11 protein-coding genes and 2 pseudogenes are annotated in these 15,939 nt (G+C 40.5%); 3 read left to right on the top strand and 10 right to left on the bottom strand.

Annotated features, from left to right (window positions below):
- Positions 1-8: 8 nt before the first annotated feature.
- Together nirB and I7H67_RS10180 are read right to left on the bottom strand one after the other, a co-directional pair.
- Positions 9-2,555 (bottom strand): nitrite reductase large subunit NirB, encoded by a 2,547-nt coding sequence (gene nirB / locus I7H67_RS10185; protein ID WP_198307769.1) that lies wholly within the window; start codon positions 2,553-2,555, stop codon positions 9-11.
- Positions 2,556-2,566: 11 nt separating this feature from the next.
- The gene (locus tag I7H67_RS10180; RefSeq protein ID WP_198307768.1) at positions 2,567-2,908 is read right to left on the bottom strand and encodes a hypothetical protein; all 342 of its coding nucleotides are present in this window, start codon (positions 2,906-2,908) and stop codon (positions 2,567-2,569) included.
- A gap of 384 nt (positions 2,909-3,292) precedes the next feature.
- On the opposite strand from I7H67_RS10180, the gene I7H67_RS10175 reads away from it, so the two are divergent.
- Both I7H67_RS10175 and I7H67_RS10170 read left to right on the top strand, forming a co-directional pair.
- Positions 3,293-3,883, top strand: a complete 591-nt coding sequence (locus I7H67_RS10175) for an ANTAR domain-containing response regulator (RefSeq protein ID WP_005306352.1) — start codon at positions 3,293-3,295, stop codon at positions 3,881-3,883.
- Entirely contained in the window at positions 3,884-4,906 is a 1,023-nt protein-coding gene (locus tag I7H67_RS10170; RefSeq protein WP_198307767.1) for an ABC transporter substrate-binding protein, read from the top strand.
- Between the two features lie 25 nt (positions 4,907-4,931).
- On the opposite strand, the pseudogene I7H67_RS10165 reads toward I7H67_RS10170, so the two are convergent.
- Both I7H67_RS10165 and I7H67_RS10160 read right to left on the bottom strand, forming a co-directional pair.
- A pseudogene (locus tag I7H67_RS10165) lies at positions 4,932-5,027 on the bottom strand (hypothetical protein); the annotation flags it as partial.
- 270 nt (positions 5,028-5,297) lie between these two features.
- A pseudogene (locus I7H67_RS10160) lies at positions 5,298-5,498 on the bottom strand (hypothetical protein); the annotation flags it as partial.
- Between the two features lie 129 nt (positions 5,499-5,627).
- Here I7H67_RS10160 and I7H67_RS10155 point away from each other — a divergent pair.
- Entirely contained in the window at positions 5,628-7,817 is a 2,190-nt protein-coding gene (locus I7H67_RS10155) for a TonB-dependent receptor (protein ID WP_198307766.1), read from the top strand.
- Positions 7,818-8,604: 787 nt separating this feature from the next.
- Here I7H67_RS10155 and I7H67_RS10150 read toward each other — a convergent pair.
- Genes I7H67_RS10150 through I7H67_RS10125 form a run of 6 tightly spaced genes read right to left on the bottom strand, consistent with a single transcriptional unit; the run spans position 8,605 to position 15,938 of the window.
- Entirely contained in the window at positions 8,605-9,228 is a 624-nt protein-coding gene (locus I7H67_RS10150; protein ID WP_198307765.1) for a GNAT family N-acetyltransferase, read from the bottom strand.
- A 21-nt stretch (positions 9,229-9,249) separates the two neighbouring features.
- Positions 9,250-9,876, bottom strand: coding sequence for an RraA family protein (locus tag I7H67_RS10145; protein ID WP_198307764.1), 627 nt, complete (start codon positions 9,874-9,876; stop codon positions 9,250-9,252).
- Positions 9,861-10,739 (bottom strand): (2Fe-2S)-binding protein, encoded by an 879-nt coding sequence (locus I7H67_RS10140; protein ID WP_151821522.1) that lies wholly within the window; start codon positions 10,737-10,739, stop codon positions 9,861-9,863. Before I7H67_RS10140 ends, I7H67_RS10145 begins: the two co-directional genes overlap by 16 nt.
- Positions 10,717-12,627, bottom strand: coding sequence for an IucA/IucC family protein (locus I7H67_RS10135; protein ID WP_198307763.1), 1,911 nt, complete (start codon positions 12,625-12,627; stop codon positions 10,717-10,719). Before I7H67_RS10135 ends, I7H67_RS10140 begins: the two co-directional genes overlap by 23 nt.
- 12 nt (positions 12,628-12,639) lie before the next feature.
- The gene (locus tag I7H67_RS10130) at positions 12,640-14,475 is read right to left on the bottom strand and encodes an IucA/IucC family protein (RefSeq protein ID WP_198307762.1); all 1,836 of its coding nucleotides are present in this window, start codon (positions 14,473-14,475) and stop codon (positions 12,640-12,642) included.
- 11 nt (positions 14,476-14,486) lie between these two features.
- Positions 14,487-15,938, bottom strand: a complete 1,452-nt coding sequence (locus I7H67_RS10125) for an MFS transporter (protein ID WP_198307761.1) — start codon at positions 15,936-15,938, stop codon at positions 14,487-14,489.
- Position 15,939 lies beyond the last annotated feature (1 nt).

Genomic DNA, 15,939 nt, shown 5'->3' with positions numbered 1-15,939 from the left:
ACTCTCCTTTATGCTTCAACCATTGGAATGCGGTCTTCAGAACGTTCAGCTTCAGTCAATGGGCGGATTTGACCACGTTCAGTTGTAAATTGAATGTGTGGATCGGCCTGTTCATTCGCTCCTGCGTTGATATACGTTTGGAAGCGCTTACGAACTTCAGGGTTCTCGACAGCTGTACGCCATTCGTCTTGATATGTACCAATAATGTGCTCCATACGACGTTCAAGCTCGGCAGCCAAACCAAGAGAATCATCAACAACTACAGATTTAAGGTAATCTAAGCCACCTTCCATGTTGTCGCGCCATACACTCGTACGTTGTAAACGATCTGCTGTTTGGATGTAGAACATATAGAAACGGTCGATGTAACGGATGAGCGTTGCTTTATCAAGGTCAGATGCAAGTAACTCTGCATGACGTGGTTTCATACCACCGTTACCACATACATAAAGGTTCCAACCTTTTTCGGTCGCGATAATACCAACGTCTTTACCTTGCGCTTCCGCACACTCACGAGTACAACCAGACACAGCCATTTTCAATTTATGTGGTGAACGCAAACCTTTGTAGCGGTTTTCCAGTTCAATCGCCAAACCAACTGAGTTGTCTACCCCGTAACGACACCAAGTACTACCTACACAAGATTTCACTGTACGTAACGACTTACCATAGGCATGACCAGACTCGAAACCAGCAGCATTTAACTCTTCCCAAATGAATGGAAGCTCGTGAACTTGGGCACCAAACATGTCAACGCGTTGACCGCCAGTAATTTTGGTGTACAGGTTATATTTCTTCGCGATTTGGCCAATGGCAATCAAACCATCTGGAGTCACTTCACCACCAGCCATACGTGGTACAACTGAGTAAGAACCATCTTTTTGGATATTCCCCAGGTAGTAGTCATTACTGTCTTGTAGGCCTGCATGACTTGGCTTAAGTACGAAATCATTCCAGCAAGATGCCAAAATATTTGCGGCAGCAGGTTTACAGATATCGCACCCTAAACCATGGCCATGTTGATGAATCAAATCATCGAATGTCTTAATTTCATTAACACGAACCAAGTGATACAACTCTTGACGCGAGTACGGGAAGTGTTCGCAAATGTGGTTATTTACAGTCACACCTTGACGTTGTAACTCTGACTTCAACACTTGCGTCACTAGTGGTGCACAACCACCACATGCGGTTGCTGCTTTGGTGCATTTCTTTAATGCACCTAAAGAGGTCGAACCATCACTAATCGCTTGGCAGATGTCCGCTTTTGATACGTTATTACACGAACAGATTGTTGCACTGTCAGGTAGTAAATCGACTCCGCTACCACCAGATTTTCCTGCCGACTGCTCAAAGCCTGGCATGATTAAACTTTCAGGCACTTCAGGCAAAGCCAGACCATTTAACATCATTTGTAAAAGGTCGTTGTACTCTTTTGCATCGCCCACCAAAACTGCGCCCAGCAATTTGGTTTTATCCGCATTTACAACAATCTTTTTATAAACCAGCGCATGCTCATCTGCATAGAAATAGCTTAATGCACCCGGAGTCATGGCATGTGCATCACCAACAGAGGCTACATCCACACCCATGAGTTTCAACTTGGTGCTCATGTCTGCGCCAGCAAAGCAGTTACATTCCTCATCGGAAATATGTTTTGCTGCAATACGTGCCATGTCATAGCCCGGTGCAACCAAGCCATAAATTTTATTTTGCCAAAGCGCACATTCACCAATGGCATAAATGTTTTGATCTGAAGTTTGGCAGTAATCATTAATCACAATACCGCCACGCTCACCAATCGCGAGTCCACTATTACGTGCAAGCTCATCACGTGGACGAATTCCCGCAGAGAATAAAATCACATCTGCTTCAAGCTCGCTACCATCTGCAAATTTCATTACATGAGTTGTGCTGTCACCGCATTCAATAGATTGCGTCGCTTTTTGTATATGAACTTTTACACCAAGATCTTCAATTTTACGGCGTAAAACTTTACCACCTAAATCATCAATTTGAACTGCCATTAAACGTGGTGCAAACTCAACAACATGTGTTTCTAAATCTAAATCACGTAAGGCTTTTGCAGCTTCAAGTCCAAGTAAACCACCACCAATCACTACGCCTGTTTTTGCATTAAGACTCGCAGCACGAATCGCGTCTAAGTCTTCAATCGTACGGTAAACAAAACAGTTTTCACGGTCATTACCCGGAATTGGTGGAACAAAGGCATAAGAACCTGTTGCCAACACTAATTTGTCATAGCTAATCACATCACCATGGTTGGTTGTGACTGTTTGCTCAGCTGTATCAATTGCAGTTGCTTTTGTATTAAGACGTAAGTCAATACCATGAGCATCGGCAAAGTCAAAACGTGCTAAAGATAAATCTTTTGCCGATTTCCCAGAGAAATATTCTGTCAAATGCACGCGGTCATAGGCGATACGAGGTTCTTCCGCGAGAATCGTGATTTCTAATTCATCATCTGCTTTTTCTAAAATGGCTTCGATGAATTTGTGGCCCACCATACCATGACCAATCATTACCAATTTCATAGTGCTTCTCCTCAAATCACGTTGCTTTTAAGCTGCGTTATTCCGTTCTCAAATAGACATTGTTCTTTTGCTTTGTGCTCTATCGAGAAACAAATCAAGCCCACAAGGCGTATAGCTGCTTGAAACCAATTTTTTCCACTCGTTGATGACACCCAATTCGCAGCAAAATCAAAAAAAGAAATAAAAAAAGCGAGCCCCCTCTTAGAGAAGGCTCGCATCGCTGGAACTGAAAATTTAAATAATTCAGATGTAACTTTTTTATGCAATAAAAATAAAGACATGACCTTCACTCCGACTGAACGTAACTTCTTTGTATGTGCGGTTGCACTCACAAACTCGATCAGAACGGACATCGTTGGCCGTCTTTAAAACTCATGGTCGTCTTCGACCTGTAATTAAGTAAGCACTTTACATGCCAATATTTTAAAAAATTTAATCCAATAATATTTTTATATTTAATTTCATATAGATAGAAATTTTCAAGAAGTAAATAAAGAATCAAACCTTATTTTGCTTGCTCTATCACTGCACACTCATATGGTTTAAACAAAAATAAGCTTTGCCACAAAATGAAACGTATTTTTGCACCAAGATCGAACACACCAACTCTTTGGCATCCAAAATTGCCACTAAATCCTAATTTTTGAGTAGTTTTGGATGGCACTAATCTTGCTTAAAACCCAATAACAAAAAACGCGTCGAATTGGCGCATTTTCTTAGCCTGATTTTCTGAACTTATGCCAAAACTCAAAATAGCCCTTATTGATGATGATCATGCGCGAGCGGACTATATAAAAAACAGTCTGCTTGAAAATGACTTTGAAGTGGTCGCTTGCCTTACTTTGGATCACTTGAATATCTTTCGTCTTGAAGATTTACAAGCCGATGTAATCTTGCTCGATATGGATCATCCTCACCGCGACATTATTGAAAGCTGTGTCAGTAGCTATGATCTACCGACTGTCCTGTTCACTAAAAATTCAGATAAAGACACCATCAAACAAGCCATCGATGCAGGAGTAACTGCTTATATCGTCGATGGCATAGACCCTGCCCGCTTACATACCATTTTAGAAATCTCGATCGAGCAATATAAAAAACATAAAAAGCTCGAAGGAGATTTAAAAGAAGCTCAAACCAAACTGGCTGACCGTAAGGATGTTGAAAAAGCTAAAGTTCTACTAATGCAATTGCATGGACTACCTGAAGAAACTGCATTTCAGCTTCTTAGAAAAAATGCGATGAGTCACCGGATTACGATTGGAGAAATGGCACGGCGTTTACTTGACGCTCAAAAATTACTTGGCAACCAACTAAAGGATGAATAAATGAGCACATTAGAAAAGACTCAATTACAACTCGGCTATATTCCTTTGCTTGATTGTCTTGCATTACTTTGGGCAAAACAAAGAGGTTTCTTTGAAGAAGTTGGTTTAGACGTCACTTTAGTTAAAGAAGCATCATGGGCAAGTCTTCGAGACCGTTTGGCTTTTGGGTTATTAGATGCAGCGCACTGCTTATCTGCAATGTTACCTGCGGCGGCTGTGGGCACAGATCAAATTGGCACGCCACTACAAACATCACTGGTTTTAAGTGAAAACCGTGCTTTCATTAGCTTAAGTCAAAAACTTACTCATCAACTTGCAATTAAAGAAAATGATACAGCTCAAATAACGGCACAGAAAGTAGCGAGCTATATTGAACAAGGTCACTCTATTTCGTTAGCGCATGTGTTTAAGCATTCTATTCACCATTATTGTTTAAGAGAATGGTTGGCTTTAGCAAATCCAAAAATCGCGCAGTCTATTCAGCTCAAAACATTACCGCCACCTTATATGGTCGAAGCACTCGATAAACATGTGATTGATGGTTTTTGTGTGGGTGAACCTTGGAATACCCAAGGCGAGCTTCTTGGTTTAAGTAAAATGATCTGCTCAAGCCAAAACATTATTCCGCCTGTGGCTGACAAGGTTTTAGCCGTAACACAGGAATGGGCAGAGCAACATCCAAAAACACTAGTCTCGCTCACCGCGGCAATTATGAAAGCCCAACAAGAATTGAGTGAGTTCCAAGACTTTGCTCCAATTTTAAAGTTATTGGTTGAGTTTGAAATTGTTCGTTTTCATTGCTCAGAAGAAGTGCATGTCGATAAATATTTTAAGATTCAGGAAATTGTTCGACATTTAGTAAAAGAAAGTGCGCTACCAAAAGTAGAAGACTTTTATTGGCTGCTCGAACAAATGCAAAAGTGGGATGAACTTCAAATTGGCCAAGCACAAATCACAAGCTTGGGTGCTCAATGCATTAATCTTGAGGCTTATGAACAAGCCAAACAGCGATATTCTTCATAAGTAATTTAAGAGTCAAATCAGCATAAAAAAAGCTGTCTTTTATAAAAAAGACAGCTTGAAAGACCCATAAGACAAAATGCGAAACACGCATTACTATATTTTCTAGGCTCAACTGATCCATTGAAAATATAGCGCTTATGGAAATGATCATATCTATCTAAACATATCATTTTCAGACATTTTCATATCAATAACTGCCACTCGATCAAAATCCCCTCTCTTAATCATTCTTACATTTCAAATTAATAGCCAACATGTGCCCCTCGTGCTGTTGACGTTGCTGTAAATTATTTGGCTTGTGAATCTTAGTAGTTGCTGAGGTTTGGGGAAACTAAAAAGCTGGTAATAAGTGAAATTTAAACACTCAGCACCAGCTTTTAGCTAAAATCAATTAATAATTAAAAGTATAACTTAAACCAAAGGTACACCCTTGTGCCCGCATACTAGACACAGGTGAAAAGGTAATTTCTGACTGCTGGCTATAAACCGTGTGATAGTCTTTATTCCACACGTTATAAATTCCAAAATCCACCCACCCTTTATAAGCTGGGAAATTCACTAGAGTGTCCATAATCGCATAACCCTTTATTTTTAGGGGAATTACTATGTTAAATAACCAATAAAGATTTTACATCTATAATAGTAATGACTACTATTTACATTCATAATGGTAATGACTACTATTTGCATTAATATTAATACTTACTGATTGGGAATAAAAATGCGCTTGTCACACTTCAGTCTTTGCTTACTTACAACAGCAATTTGTACCCATCTTTATGCCGATGATTCAATTAAAACAACTACTGAATCACAAAATGCTGAAGCTAAACTTCCGACAATTGTGATAACAGCGACACGTACACCCAAAAGCATTTCTGAAATTGCGGGAACAGTTCAAACCATTTCTGCTGATGAGATTGCGCAACAGGCTGGTCCAGGTCGTAAAGTTGCAGATGTTTTGGCACAACTAGTTCCATCTTTAGCACCAAGCAGTGGAACGAGTAGTAATTATGGTCAAACTATGCGTGGACGTAATGTACTAGTGATGATTGATGGCGTATCACAAACGGGTTCACGTGATGTAGCACGTCAGTTGAATAGTATTAGCCCAAATATGATTGATCATATTGAGGTAGTTTCAGGTGCGACCAGTATCTATGGTTCAGGTGCGACTGGCGGAATTATTAATATTATTACCAAACGTGCTGACAAGTCTAAGCCTATTAGCTTTCAAACAAAATTAGGTGTGACATCGGCCGATAATTTCCGCGGTGATAGTCTGGCTTATCAAGTTGGCCAAACGGCTTCATTTGCAAATGATAAAGTCGACGGTTTTCTTGGCATAGACTATACCAAGCGAGGCTCTCAATTTGATGGTAATGGGGATCGTATTTCATTAAGCCCTTGGCAGGGTAGCACTATGGATACCGACACCATTGATGTGAATGGCCGTGTTAACTTTAATTTAACAGATAATCAGACTCTTAGTTTTGGTGCTCAGTATTATAAAGATGAGCAAGATACAGAATATGGGCCTGATTATTCTTATTTACTCACAAAAACAGATCCATCTTACAAAGCTGTCAAAGGTTGGAGCTTAGATAATCAGCCGTTTACTGAACGTTATGCTTTTAATACACAGTACCAAAATCAGGATTTCTTAGGTCAAGTTCTGAATGTGGAAGCTTACTATCGAAAGGAGAAGTCACGCTTTGTACCATATGGTTATTCAGCTGACGGTGTTAGTGTAAAGCAAAGTCAATCAAATGTGGATTATGCAGGTATTCGTTCAACTTTACAGTCTGATCTTGTAGTCGCTGACCGTGATTTAAAACTAACTTATGGCTTAGACTATGACTGGGAAAAAGATCATCAGTGGGCTGACTACTACATGCCAAGCAATAATGGTTTAGTTTATACCCCAACTGGAGAAAAACAAGGTTCAGGACCAGATACTGAAATTCAGAATATTGCCACCTTTATACAAGGGGACTATGCAGTAACAGATCAGCTTAATATTCAAGCTGGAGTGCGTTACCAATATGTTCAAGCGGACACAGACAGCTATTTAACTGCACGTAAGCCATATACATTAATGGCTGCAGACTCTACAGATTCAGATAAATTCCTGTTTAACCTAGGTGCTGTCTATAAACTCAATGATGCTCAGCAAGTCTATGCTAACTTTTCACAAGGCTACAGTTATCCAGATGTGCAACGTGTATTACGTGATGTTGCAGCATATACCTTAACTACGTCTGGTATTGCTCCGATCACTGTGAATAGCTATGAAATAGGCTGGCGCTTGAACCAAGATAAAGGTTTAAATTTGGGCCTAACAGGTTTTTATAATACTTCTGATAAAGTCGTTCAATTTAACTCGGATCGCTCTGTAAATGTTGTTGATACCGACCAGCGAGTTTATGGGGCTGAAGCAACAGTAAGTTACCCATTCATGGAAAATTATAAGGTAGGTGGGACTTTAGGTTATACAAGAGGTCAGTACAAGGATGAGGCCAATAATTGGCATGAGTTAAATGCTTTTGCAGTTTCACCAATGAAAGGTACGTTGTTTGCTGAATGGAATAATACAGAAGGCTATGGTGTACGTGCTCAAATGCTTGCAATCAAAGGAACTGATAAAGCCTATAAAGACGATCTAGAGTTAAAATCAGCTGGACTGAGTGATAGTAATAGCGCAGCAGAGATTAAAGGTTATACAACCATGGATGTATTAGCACATTTTCCTATGGCGAAAGGTCGTGTGGACTTTGGTGTCTATAATCTATGGGGAAATCAATATAAAACTGTATTCGCTCAACAAGCAGCAGTAACCAATGCTAACTCATTGTTAGCAATCCCAGCTGAAGGTCGTACTTTTGTGCTAAGTTACACTATAGATTATTAAATTTAGGGCTGGGAGGGACTGTTCTAAATTTTCTAAAATCAACATAATACGCCTTATTATTTAATAAAAAGTCCAACCCTAGTGTCTGGGCTTTTTTAATGATTTGTCACGTTTAACGGTTGATTATCAATCAATCTTTCACAATTTCATGTAGCCTCTCTTACTCTATTAGAGAGAAATACAGATATTAAAATTCGACTTTTTTTAACAGTCTGATTTATCAAGATTAGTAAATTTTTGGCTTAGCTCTTCAAATAATATAAAATCTATTATTATTTTTATCAGGCGATCTTCGTATAATTAAAAGTGAATCATTTGGAATTTTTACTTTCACTTTGATAGAGATAATATTTCCATTTTGATCTTTAGCTTTAGATGTATATTGGATTAAAACATTTTCCCCTACACCTCTTAATAAAACCTCAGCACTCTTGATTTCAATTTACTTACCTTTCTTCTCTCAAATTTTGGCTTTAAGACTATTTCTATCATCTTCTCGTACAGAACCTAGTATATTCCTAATAAAAATATTCGTTCCTTTTCCTGCATAAAAAGATATACAGCACTAGGAACGATGAAAATATAAACCAGCATTACCAATAGCTTTTTTATTTTTTAGTACAGTTCTGTAGATCATGGTTTTTCCCAAAAAACTTGCCCCTCATTCTTTAATCGATCAAGAATTAAGATGGTATGTAAGAGCATATGATTATGAAAAATGATGCTGTATATCAAACTGGTCCTGCCTATTCGAAACAAAATATTTAAGTTATTGATTTATTATATTTTACTGCACTCTCATTTCTGATTCATTTAGCCCATTACGTTGCCGATAACTTCCACAGCGTAAGTAAAATTCATTTCGATAACAATGATATAGAACTGCTGTTTTTTCTAACATCTTTATTTTTTTCTGCGCTTGGTAAGCGATATCTTCTGCAATATAGGCATAAGATTTTACATTTTCATCCGGTTCCCCCACAATTTTACTGGCAGCTGTATTTTCAAAAATAAAATAACTCATCATGCGCATGACAGCTCTGAAATGCCCTTGCCCAAGCACATGTTTTTCACCGAGTAAAATATGCCAGCCCAGATCAGAGTCATCAGCATCATAATAAAGTGCCAGTCGATCGCGCTTGGCTTCATATATCTCAAGATAACCGACGTCTGTATGTTCAATCGTAATAATAAATAACCGCTGATGATCATCACAAATCATCTTTTCAAAATAAACTGCCAGTTCAAGCTCTGGTTTATTCAGTTGCCACTGAGGAATCACATGAGGTTCATGCATCCATTTATACAATAATGGAAAATCCTGTGGAAGTTGCACAGCTCTTAATCCATAAGCTATTCCTCTTTCCTCGTAATGGAACTCATCCAACAGCTGTGAAGATAATGTCATCATAAATATTTACTCAATTCAATTTCATGCAGATGCAGTAAAGTGGTAATAATCCTGTGCTGAATGTTCGCTAAAAAACTGGTCCCGTTTCTGCCGTTCTTGGATTTCCATTTGCTGAAACTGCTCAAGATGATGACGGGCAATATCTGGATTCAAAATAAATACACCATCGGCATCTCCAACCATTAAGTCACCAGAGGAAATAGAGGTATCTCCCATCTGTATTTGCTGGTCAAACTCCATCACACACTCTCCCTGCTGACGAGTAGTCAGACAACTTACCGATGAAGCAAAAACGGGGACCTTCATGTTTCTTAAAGCAGTTACATCCGTTACTGCACCCAATATGATTACAGCGGCAAGTTGATGATATATGGCAGCGCGATGTCGCTGTTCTCCCCAACAGGCACGATGTTCCAACTGACGTGCATCAATGACCAGTACATCACCCGGTTGGCTGTTCAGCAAAGCCTGACGCAGTGCCATACCATTGACTGAATGCAATGTCGCCGTACGCACTCGACCCACAACATGTCCAATTTGGTTAATCGCATGAATCTGTGGTAAATGCCCTTGGTCCAGTACATGACCAATAGTTGAGCTGGCAATACCTACATAGCTCTGGATTAAATTATTTAACTGGTCTTGCATGAGTATTGACCTCTATGTTCATCCTGTCTCAGTAATGGACAGCTTGCACAATATTCTTTTTGTGCTTCAGGTAACTGAAAATAAAAGCAGCATTTTTTACGTTGATAGGTCGTCGACGATTGCTGCCGACTCTGATCCAGTAAATAAAATGGGTTCTGTTTTAGGCCCAGATCAGCTGCAGGTAAATCTATCAAAAACTGCCGTTGAAACTGGATACGGCTGAGTAAAGCTTGGCTCCCACCTTTTCTGTTCATCATGTCGTAAAATTGTAGAATTCGTAACGCAGTATTTTCCCACAACAAAAATTTCTGTACTTTCCCTATACGGGCGAGGACATCAAATAACTTTTGCAAGTCATCTAGTATGAATCGCACATATCCTTCAAAAGATTGCTGTTTTCTACTGATTCCATGCTGTAATTGAGGCAGATTAATCAGATGCAGTGTTCTGTCCCAATACCAGTCAGGAGGCAATACTGTGGAAATACAAGATATTTCCCATGGCAAATCAATTTCCTCAGAAGTCACGGCATAAAAATATGGAAATAACAGAGGAACAGCCCAATATTTAATGAACATGGATGTAGCGCAGGTTAAACTCACTGCACCCACGCGGGAACCAAAATCATTTAATGCTGTCAGACATGCAGAGGGATTTAGCAGATCTGTAAAACTCAGTATCTGCTGTTCCTCTACAGGCAACACATCAAATTGAATATTCAAGCGTTCAGCCAGCAACTGTCTAAGTACTGGTATATCAGATTCTGTCATTTTAAAATCAGACTCAATATTCAATACTTCAATCTGTGACTGCACACCTGAGTTTTCTCTATTCATGAAATTAAACAACACTCCTGAATACATTCGGCACAGTTCCCATACTGCTTGGCATACTTCCCACCCGATTATCTTGCTCAAGTAGCGGACGGATTAGTTGCTTATATGGCCACAACTCACTATCAAACAGGATGTGCTTTAATTCAGCGCGGGCTGTATCCGTAAATGGCACATCATCCAGCGCTTGCTGTAACTGCTGAGCCAATACGCGCCATAAATCTGCCGAGTCGATCTGATAGAACTCTGCAACGGTTTCCAAGATACTGGCCAGATTGACCTGTATACCGAGTGTCTGCAGATAGAGAATCAAACTTTTCACGCTGTCGTGATACAGCGTAATACGAAAATCATGTGGACTCAGGTACTCAGGATCAGGCAGGCCCTGCTGCTGCATCCACGGCTGATAAATACGGACAGAATCATGGTCGCGGAGCATAAAACCAGCGAACTGCCCCTGTTCCAGTACAATACAAATATTTTGACCATGAATTTCGCCCATCAAACCAAGACGGAACAGGCGCAAATTTACCTCAAAGAAATCACGGCATAATGCAGCAAAAGTATTGCAGATATGCTGTGGTGTAACAGTTAAATTCTGCCATTTTAGAATCAAATCAAATACACATCCCTGCCCATCCATTAGTTGCCCTAAGCTAGCCATAGGAATAATCTGATAAGGTGCTTGTAACAACTCAGCAGGAATTCTTCGGCGCTGTGCAGAGAGATGCATCGGTCGTTCGTTGAACAGCATTATATTATCTGGTGTTAAATTGTCTTGTTGCTCTGGAAGATAAGCCCACCATTGATTTTCATCACATAACCATAAACGTCTTTTTAATACCTCATCTTTTTGCTTAGCAAGCTGCAACAGTTGCTGATTCTTTTGTCCATTGATCATTTTTACAATTGGTAAAAAACGCAATGAACCCAGTGACTTAACTGCAAGCGGTAATTTTAGGCTATCCTGTGGCTGTGTCGCTGAAAGTAGACTTCTTAATGACGAACTGGCGTACCAGCCACTAGACTGGAACGCTAAGGGGATAATATCCTTATGGCGCAACTCTTCAGAAAATTTGTCGGACAGCACATGCTTGAACTGCCACGCATGTAGGGGAATTGCCAAATAATTATCCCCCAGCGCTTTTTCATCGTACTCCTGTTTCAATATCAGGAATTGTTCCGCATTCAGAAAAATACGCGCAGGTTGCTGTCTGCTGATCTCAGTAACATCCTTCCCATAGACCAACTTTTCTTTATTTACTGCAACCCAGTGAACATTCATATCCTGAGCAAATTCAGGACTGAAATACTGATATTCATCGGGACTAAAACCGTCCTTTAATTTGGCCAGCGGATGATAGGGTCGATCCCGCAAAGCGGCATACTGCTCCAGCTGTATAAATAAGTCTGCGGGATGCTGCGTTAACCAATGTGAAGAGGATAGTTGATGTTGCTGAGACAATTCTGCATGCTGCATTGCCTGTTTTAAATCTGCACGAAAATCTGCCAGTTTTGTTTTATCAGCAGAGTTGAAGCAGTGTAATTGCTGCATGAAGTCAAATAACTGCAATGCATTTAGTTTCTGAACATGATAACCCTGTGCTTCGTCCAAGCTAAGCTTACAGATCGATGCTCCAACATACATCTGCCAAAGCTGTTTCAAACCCTGTTTCAGCGGTAGAATCAAACACTCAGTCTGTGCAGAATTAAATAAAACTGCAAAATGCTCCCCAACTGTATAACTGTCGAAAAGTATTTCAAAGCTATGCTGAAATCTTTGTTTGCATAGTCGTTGAGCCTGATCTTTTGTCAGGATTTCCGATTCTGAAATATATTGCTCAGCAAGTAGACTATTAACCAAATCCATCAATATCTCCTGCCCTGAAACGGCAGGTGAAAATACCATGGTATTCATTCGTTTATCCCCCTAAACAGGCTGACGAAAATGGAACAGAGGGTTATTGACATAACGCATCTGCACATCACCATCACCGAATAAGCGGCGGCGGGTTAGCGATTCAATACAATATTGCTCTGCAAAGACATCAAACACAGCATAGCGTGACTGGTGTTCGGGATATTGCTGCTGAAAATGATGAATAATATCTGCTGCTTTTTGCCAGAAGACCTGTTCACTAAAGCCAAGCTGCTGTTGTAGTGTTATCGCGATATCACTCAATGCAACAAAGAATAGACAAGCGCAACTAAAATCCCGCACCGCATTTAGGTCATCCGTGAGAATAAATGACATGCGATTAGCTTTCGCATGTTCCGCGGGTAATGCATGCAAGGCAGGAAAAGCTTCTGGATGAGTCAGATGATCAGGACTGAAGCGTACCCCATCATGAAAATCCTTTAAAATGATCCGGACTGGCCAGCCATTACGATGAACCAAAATAATATTCTGCCCATGCGATTCAGTTCCAATTCCTTCAGCAAAGAGTAAATATAGAATTGGTTGAATGACCACAGACAGCAATTGTCCAACCCATGCATCCACACCATACTGATCCAGCCAAGGTGCGATCAGTAGCTTCCCATCCTGCTGGACATGACCAATTCCATTCAGAGGAATAGCGTCTTCACCAGATTTTAGATACTGCTGAACACTTTCACGCCACAGACTAGCAATAGTTCCATACGCCTGTTTGGCATGTGATGCAGGCAGACGAGTGAAATCTACTGCTGAGGCATGTACTTCGCCAAGAATATCAAAATCCAATTTTTGGGCAATTTCACTGTTCTTTTTTAAACCCTGTAGCCAATCTGTAATTAATGGCCCATTCATTGCTGTATGTGTGGCCAATATCCGTGAGCTTGAGGTATTTGTCAGACTCATGGACATTTTGATATAAGGCTTTTCAGGATGTTGTAAATTGGTTAGTGTTCTCAGTGACTGCTGAGCAATATAGGCATATTCCCCTCGTCCCAGATAAACAATCTTCTGTTCAGCAATTTCCTTAAAGAACACATGCACAATAGTATTTTCCCATTGCCATGGATGAACAGGTAACCAAATATACTCATCTGCATTTTTTTGCTGCCCCAAAACCTTTGTAAACTCTTGCTGATCCTGTTCAGTCAACTGCTGCTGCAAGAAATCATCTGCATTTAAATGACTAGATGCGTTATGAGAAAATATGGACTGATGTACTGCAATCCACACCAAATGAATAGGTTGTGCATATTCCACCCCATATTTCAGATTATCCTGCAGATTAAAACCCACTCGGGATTTATAACAAGGATGATAGGGATGGCCATCCATCAGATAAGTTTCCAGCACATCATAACTATATTGTGCTGCTGGCAATGCATACTCATTCTGACAGTGCTGAGACTGCACATCATGAATAAAAGTTCGCTTCAACTCACTGATAAAACCATCAATCTGGGCTGCCTGTGGAATACTTCGGATGACCTCATCAATGACTAAATTTAATTGTGCAACCGTTTTCTTTCCCTGATGATCTTCGCGGATGACATCTGTTGCATTCATGCGCACTAGGCCAAAACTGAGATGTCGCTGTCCTGCAGCTATGTAACGTACTGATTGCCCTTGTGGATTGATCACATCTATATAAAAAACACCATCCTCAAACTGGGCTGGAATCACCTCTTCATAAATTAATGCCTGTAGTAATTGTTTGATCACACGCTGTTCAACTTTTTTCATTGTGGCTTGATCAGGCTGTTGCCAAGCCAAAGTGCTTGCATTCACAGAATGTGTAGTCGTGGAAAGTGCTGGATGTAAATTGCCCATTATTTTTACCTTTATTGATTTTGAACCAAAACATCCGCTTGCTTTTGTCTCGGAAACCTCCATGCAGCGGGTAACGCCAACAGCATCACTCCTGCACAGATCAAAAACAGTTCCCTTATTGCATGAATTTGAGCAATTGCAAGTTCTGGTGAATATGAAATATTGTGTGTACGAATTTGCAGATAGAGTGCAGCAATCACGACAGCAATTGCAGCGCAGATCCGGCGCAGTAAGTTATTAACAGCTGCTCCCTGAGTCACCAGTTCCTGATCTTCCAGACTATTTAACCCAGCTGTTGTCGCTGGCATATAGGACAAACCAAATCCCAGCCCATGCAAGATCATACAAAACATTAGGGATATAACATGTGTGCCAGGAATCAATGCCAGACCAGCAAATGCAGCAACAGTCAACAGAAGACCAAAACAGATTAATTGTCGTGCACCATGTTGATCGAGATATTTACCCGCCCATTGACTACATAGACTGGTGGTCAGTGCACTGCTCATCAGAATCAACCCTGTCCACACTGGACTGAGTTTTAAAGTATTCTGTAATAGTAGTGGGATCAGGAGTAAGGTAATGAACAGTCCGATGGTATGCACAACTGAAATAATCACACTGTAGTTAAAACCACTACTGGTAAACAGTTGCCAGTCAATTAAAGCATTGGGCTTATTACGACTAAACCAGAAAAAGCCAGAACATGCCGCAATGCCTATACTGAACAACAGAAGAAACTCAGGCGTTTGGATATCACTCAACTGCTGGATTCCGCTCAAGCTGAGTAGCAACGCTACAATACCCACAGCAAGCATTACAAAACCACCCCAGTCAAAACGAAGCAATTTCACCTTAGTCTGCTGTGAGGGCAACCACCGTAACCCCATCACTAATGCACAGATCGCCAAGGGAACATTCAATAAAAATAAGGTCTGCCAGTTCCACCACACCAAAACCAGTGCACCCAGCATGGGTCCACATGCCAAAGTCAGCATGATCATGGCACCCCATAATCCCGTAGCACTGCCCCGCTGCGCACGCGGAGTTACCATAAATATAATTCCCAGTGACAGAGGGATCATCAATCCACTTGAAAAGCCTTGTAAGGCACGAACCAGCAGTACAGTTTCAAAATGCCCTGCAAAAGCACCATATAGTGAGCTCAAACCAAAGACTGTCAGCGCAGTCAGATATACCTGACGTTTACCAAATCTCTGACTCAAATAACCTGTAAGCAATAGACTCAGGCTCATGCTCAGCAGAAAAATAACCATGACCCAGCTAACTGCTGTTTCATTAATCTGAAAATCATGCATCAACTGAGGAATAGCGGGGTTAAAACTACTGTTGTTTATACTGACGGTGCCAGTCCCCAACATCACACAGATCATCACCCAACGTTGTAACTCTGTAGATACAGGATTTTCTACTTGCAACAGTGATTGTGGCTGTTCAGCCATC

Source organism: Acinetobacter sp. ACIN00229, assembly GCF_016106645.1.
Lineage (GTDB): Bacteria > Pseudomonadota > Gammaproteobacteria > Pseudomonadales > Moraxellaceae > Acinetobacter > Acinetobacter oleivorans.
Note: the sequence above shows the minus strand (reverse complement) of the source record. Positions and strands in the feature narration are given on the sequence as shown.

Bases quoted from the DNA above. Each gene is read 5' to 3' on its own strand.
- nirB (WP_198307769.1), bottom strand. From the start codon at position 2,555: ATGAAATTGGTAATGATTGGTCATGGTATGGTGGGCCACAAATTCATC.
- I7H67_RS10180 (WP_198307768.1), bottom strand. From the start codon at position 2,908: ATGTCCGTTCTGATCGAGTTTGTGAGTGCAACCGCACATACAAAGAAG.
- I7H67_RS10175 (WP_005306352.1), top strand. From the start codon at position 3,293: ATGCCAAAACTCAAAATAGCCCTTATTGATGATGATCATGCGCGAGCG.
- I7H67_RS10170 (WP_198307767.1), top strand. From the start codon at position 3,884: ATGAGCACATTAGAAAAGACTCAATTACAACTCGGCTATATTCCTTTG.
- I7H67_RS10155 (WP_198307766.1), top strand. From the start codon at position 5,628: ATGCGCTTGTCACACTTCAGTCTTTGCTTACTTACAACAGCAATTTGT.
- I7H67_RS10150 (WP_198307765.1), bottom strand. From the start codon at position 9,228: ATGATGACATTATCTTCACAGCTGTTGGATGAGTTCCATTACGAGGAA.
- I7H67_RS10145 (WP_198307764.1), bottom strand. From the start codon at position 9,876: ATGCAAGACCAGTTAAATAATTTAATCCAGAGCTATGTAGGTATTGCC.
- I7H67_RS10140 (WP_151821522.1), bottom strand. From the start codon at position 10,739: ATGTATTCAGGAGTGTTGTTTAATTTCATGAATAGAGAAAACTCAGGT.
- I7H67_RS10135 (WP_198307763.1), bottom strand. From the start codon at position 12,627: ATGAATACCATGGTATTTTCACCTGCCGTTTCAGGGCAGGAGATATTG.
- I7H67_RS10130 (WP_198307762.1), bottom strand. From the start codon at position 14,475: ATGGGCAATTTACATCCAGCACTTTCCACGACTACACATTCTGTGAAT.
- I7H67_RS10125 (WP_198307761.1), bottom strand. From the start codon at position 15,938: ATGGCTGAACAGCCACAATCACTGTTGCAAGTAGAAAATCCTGTATCT.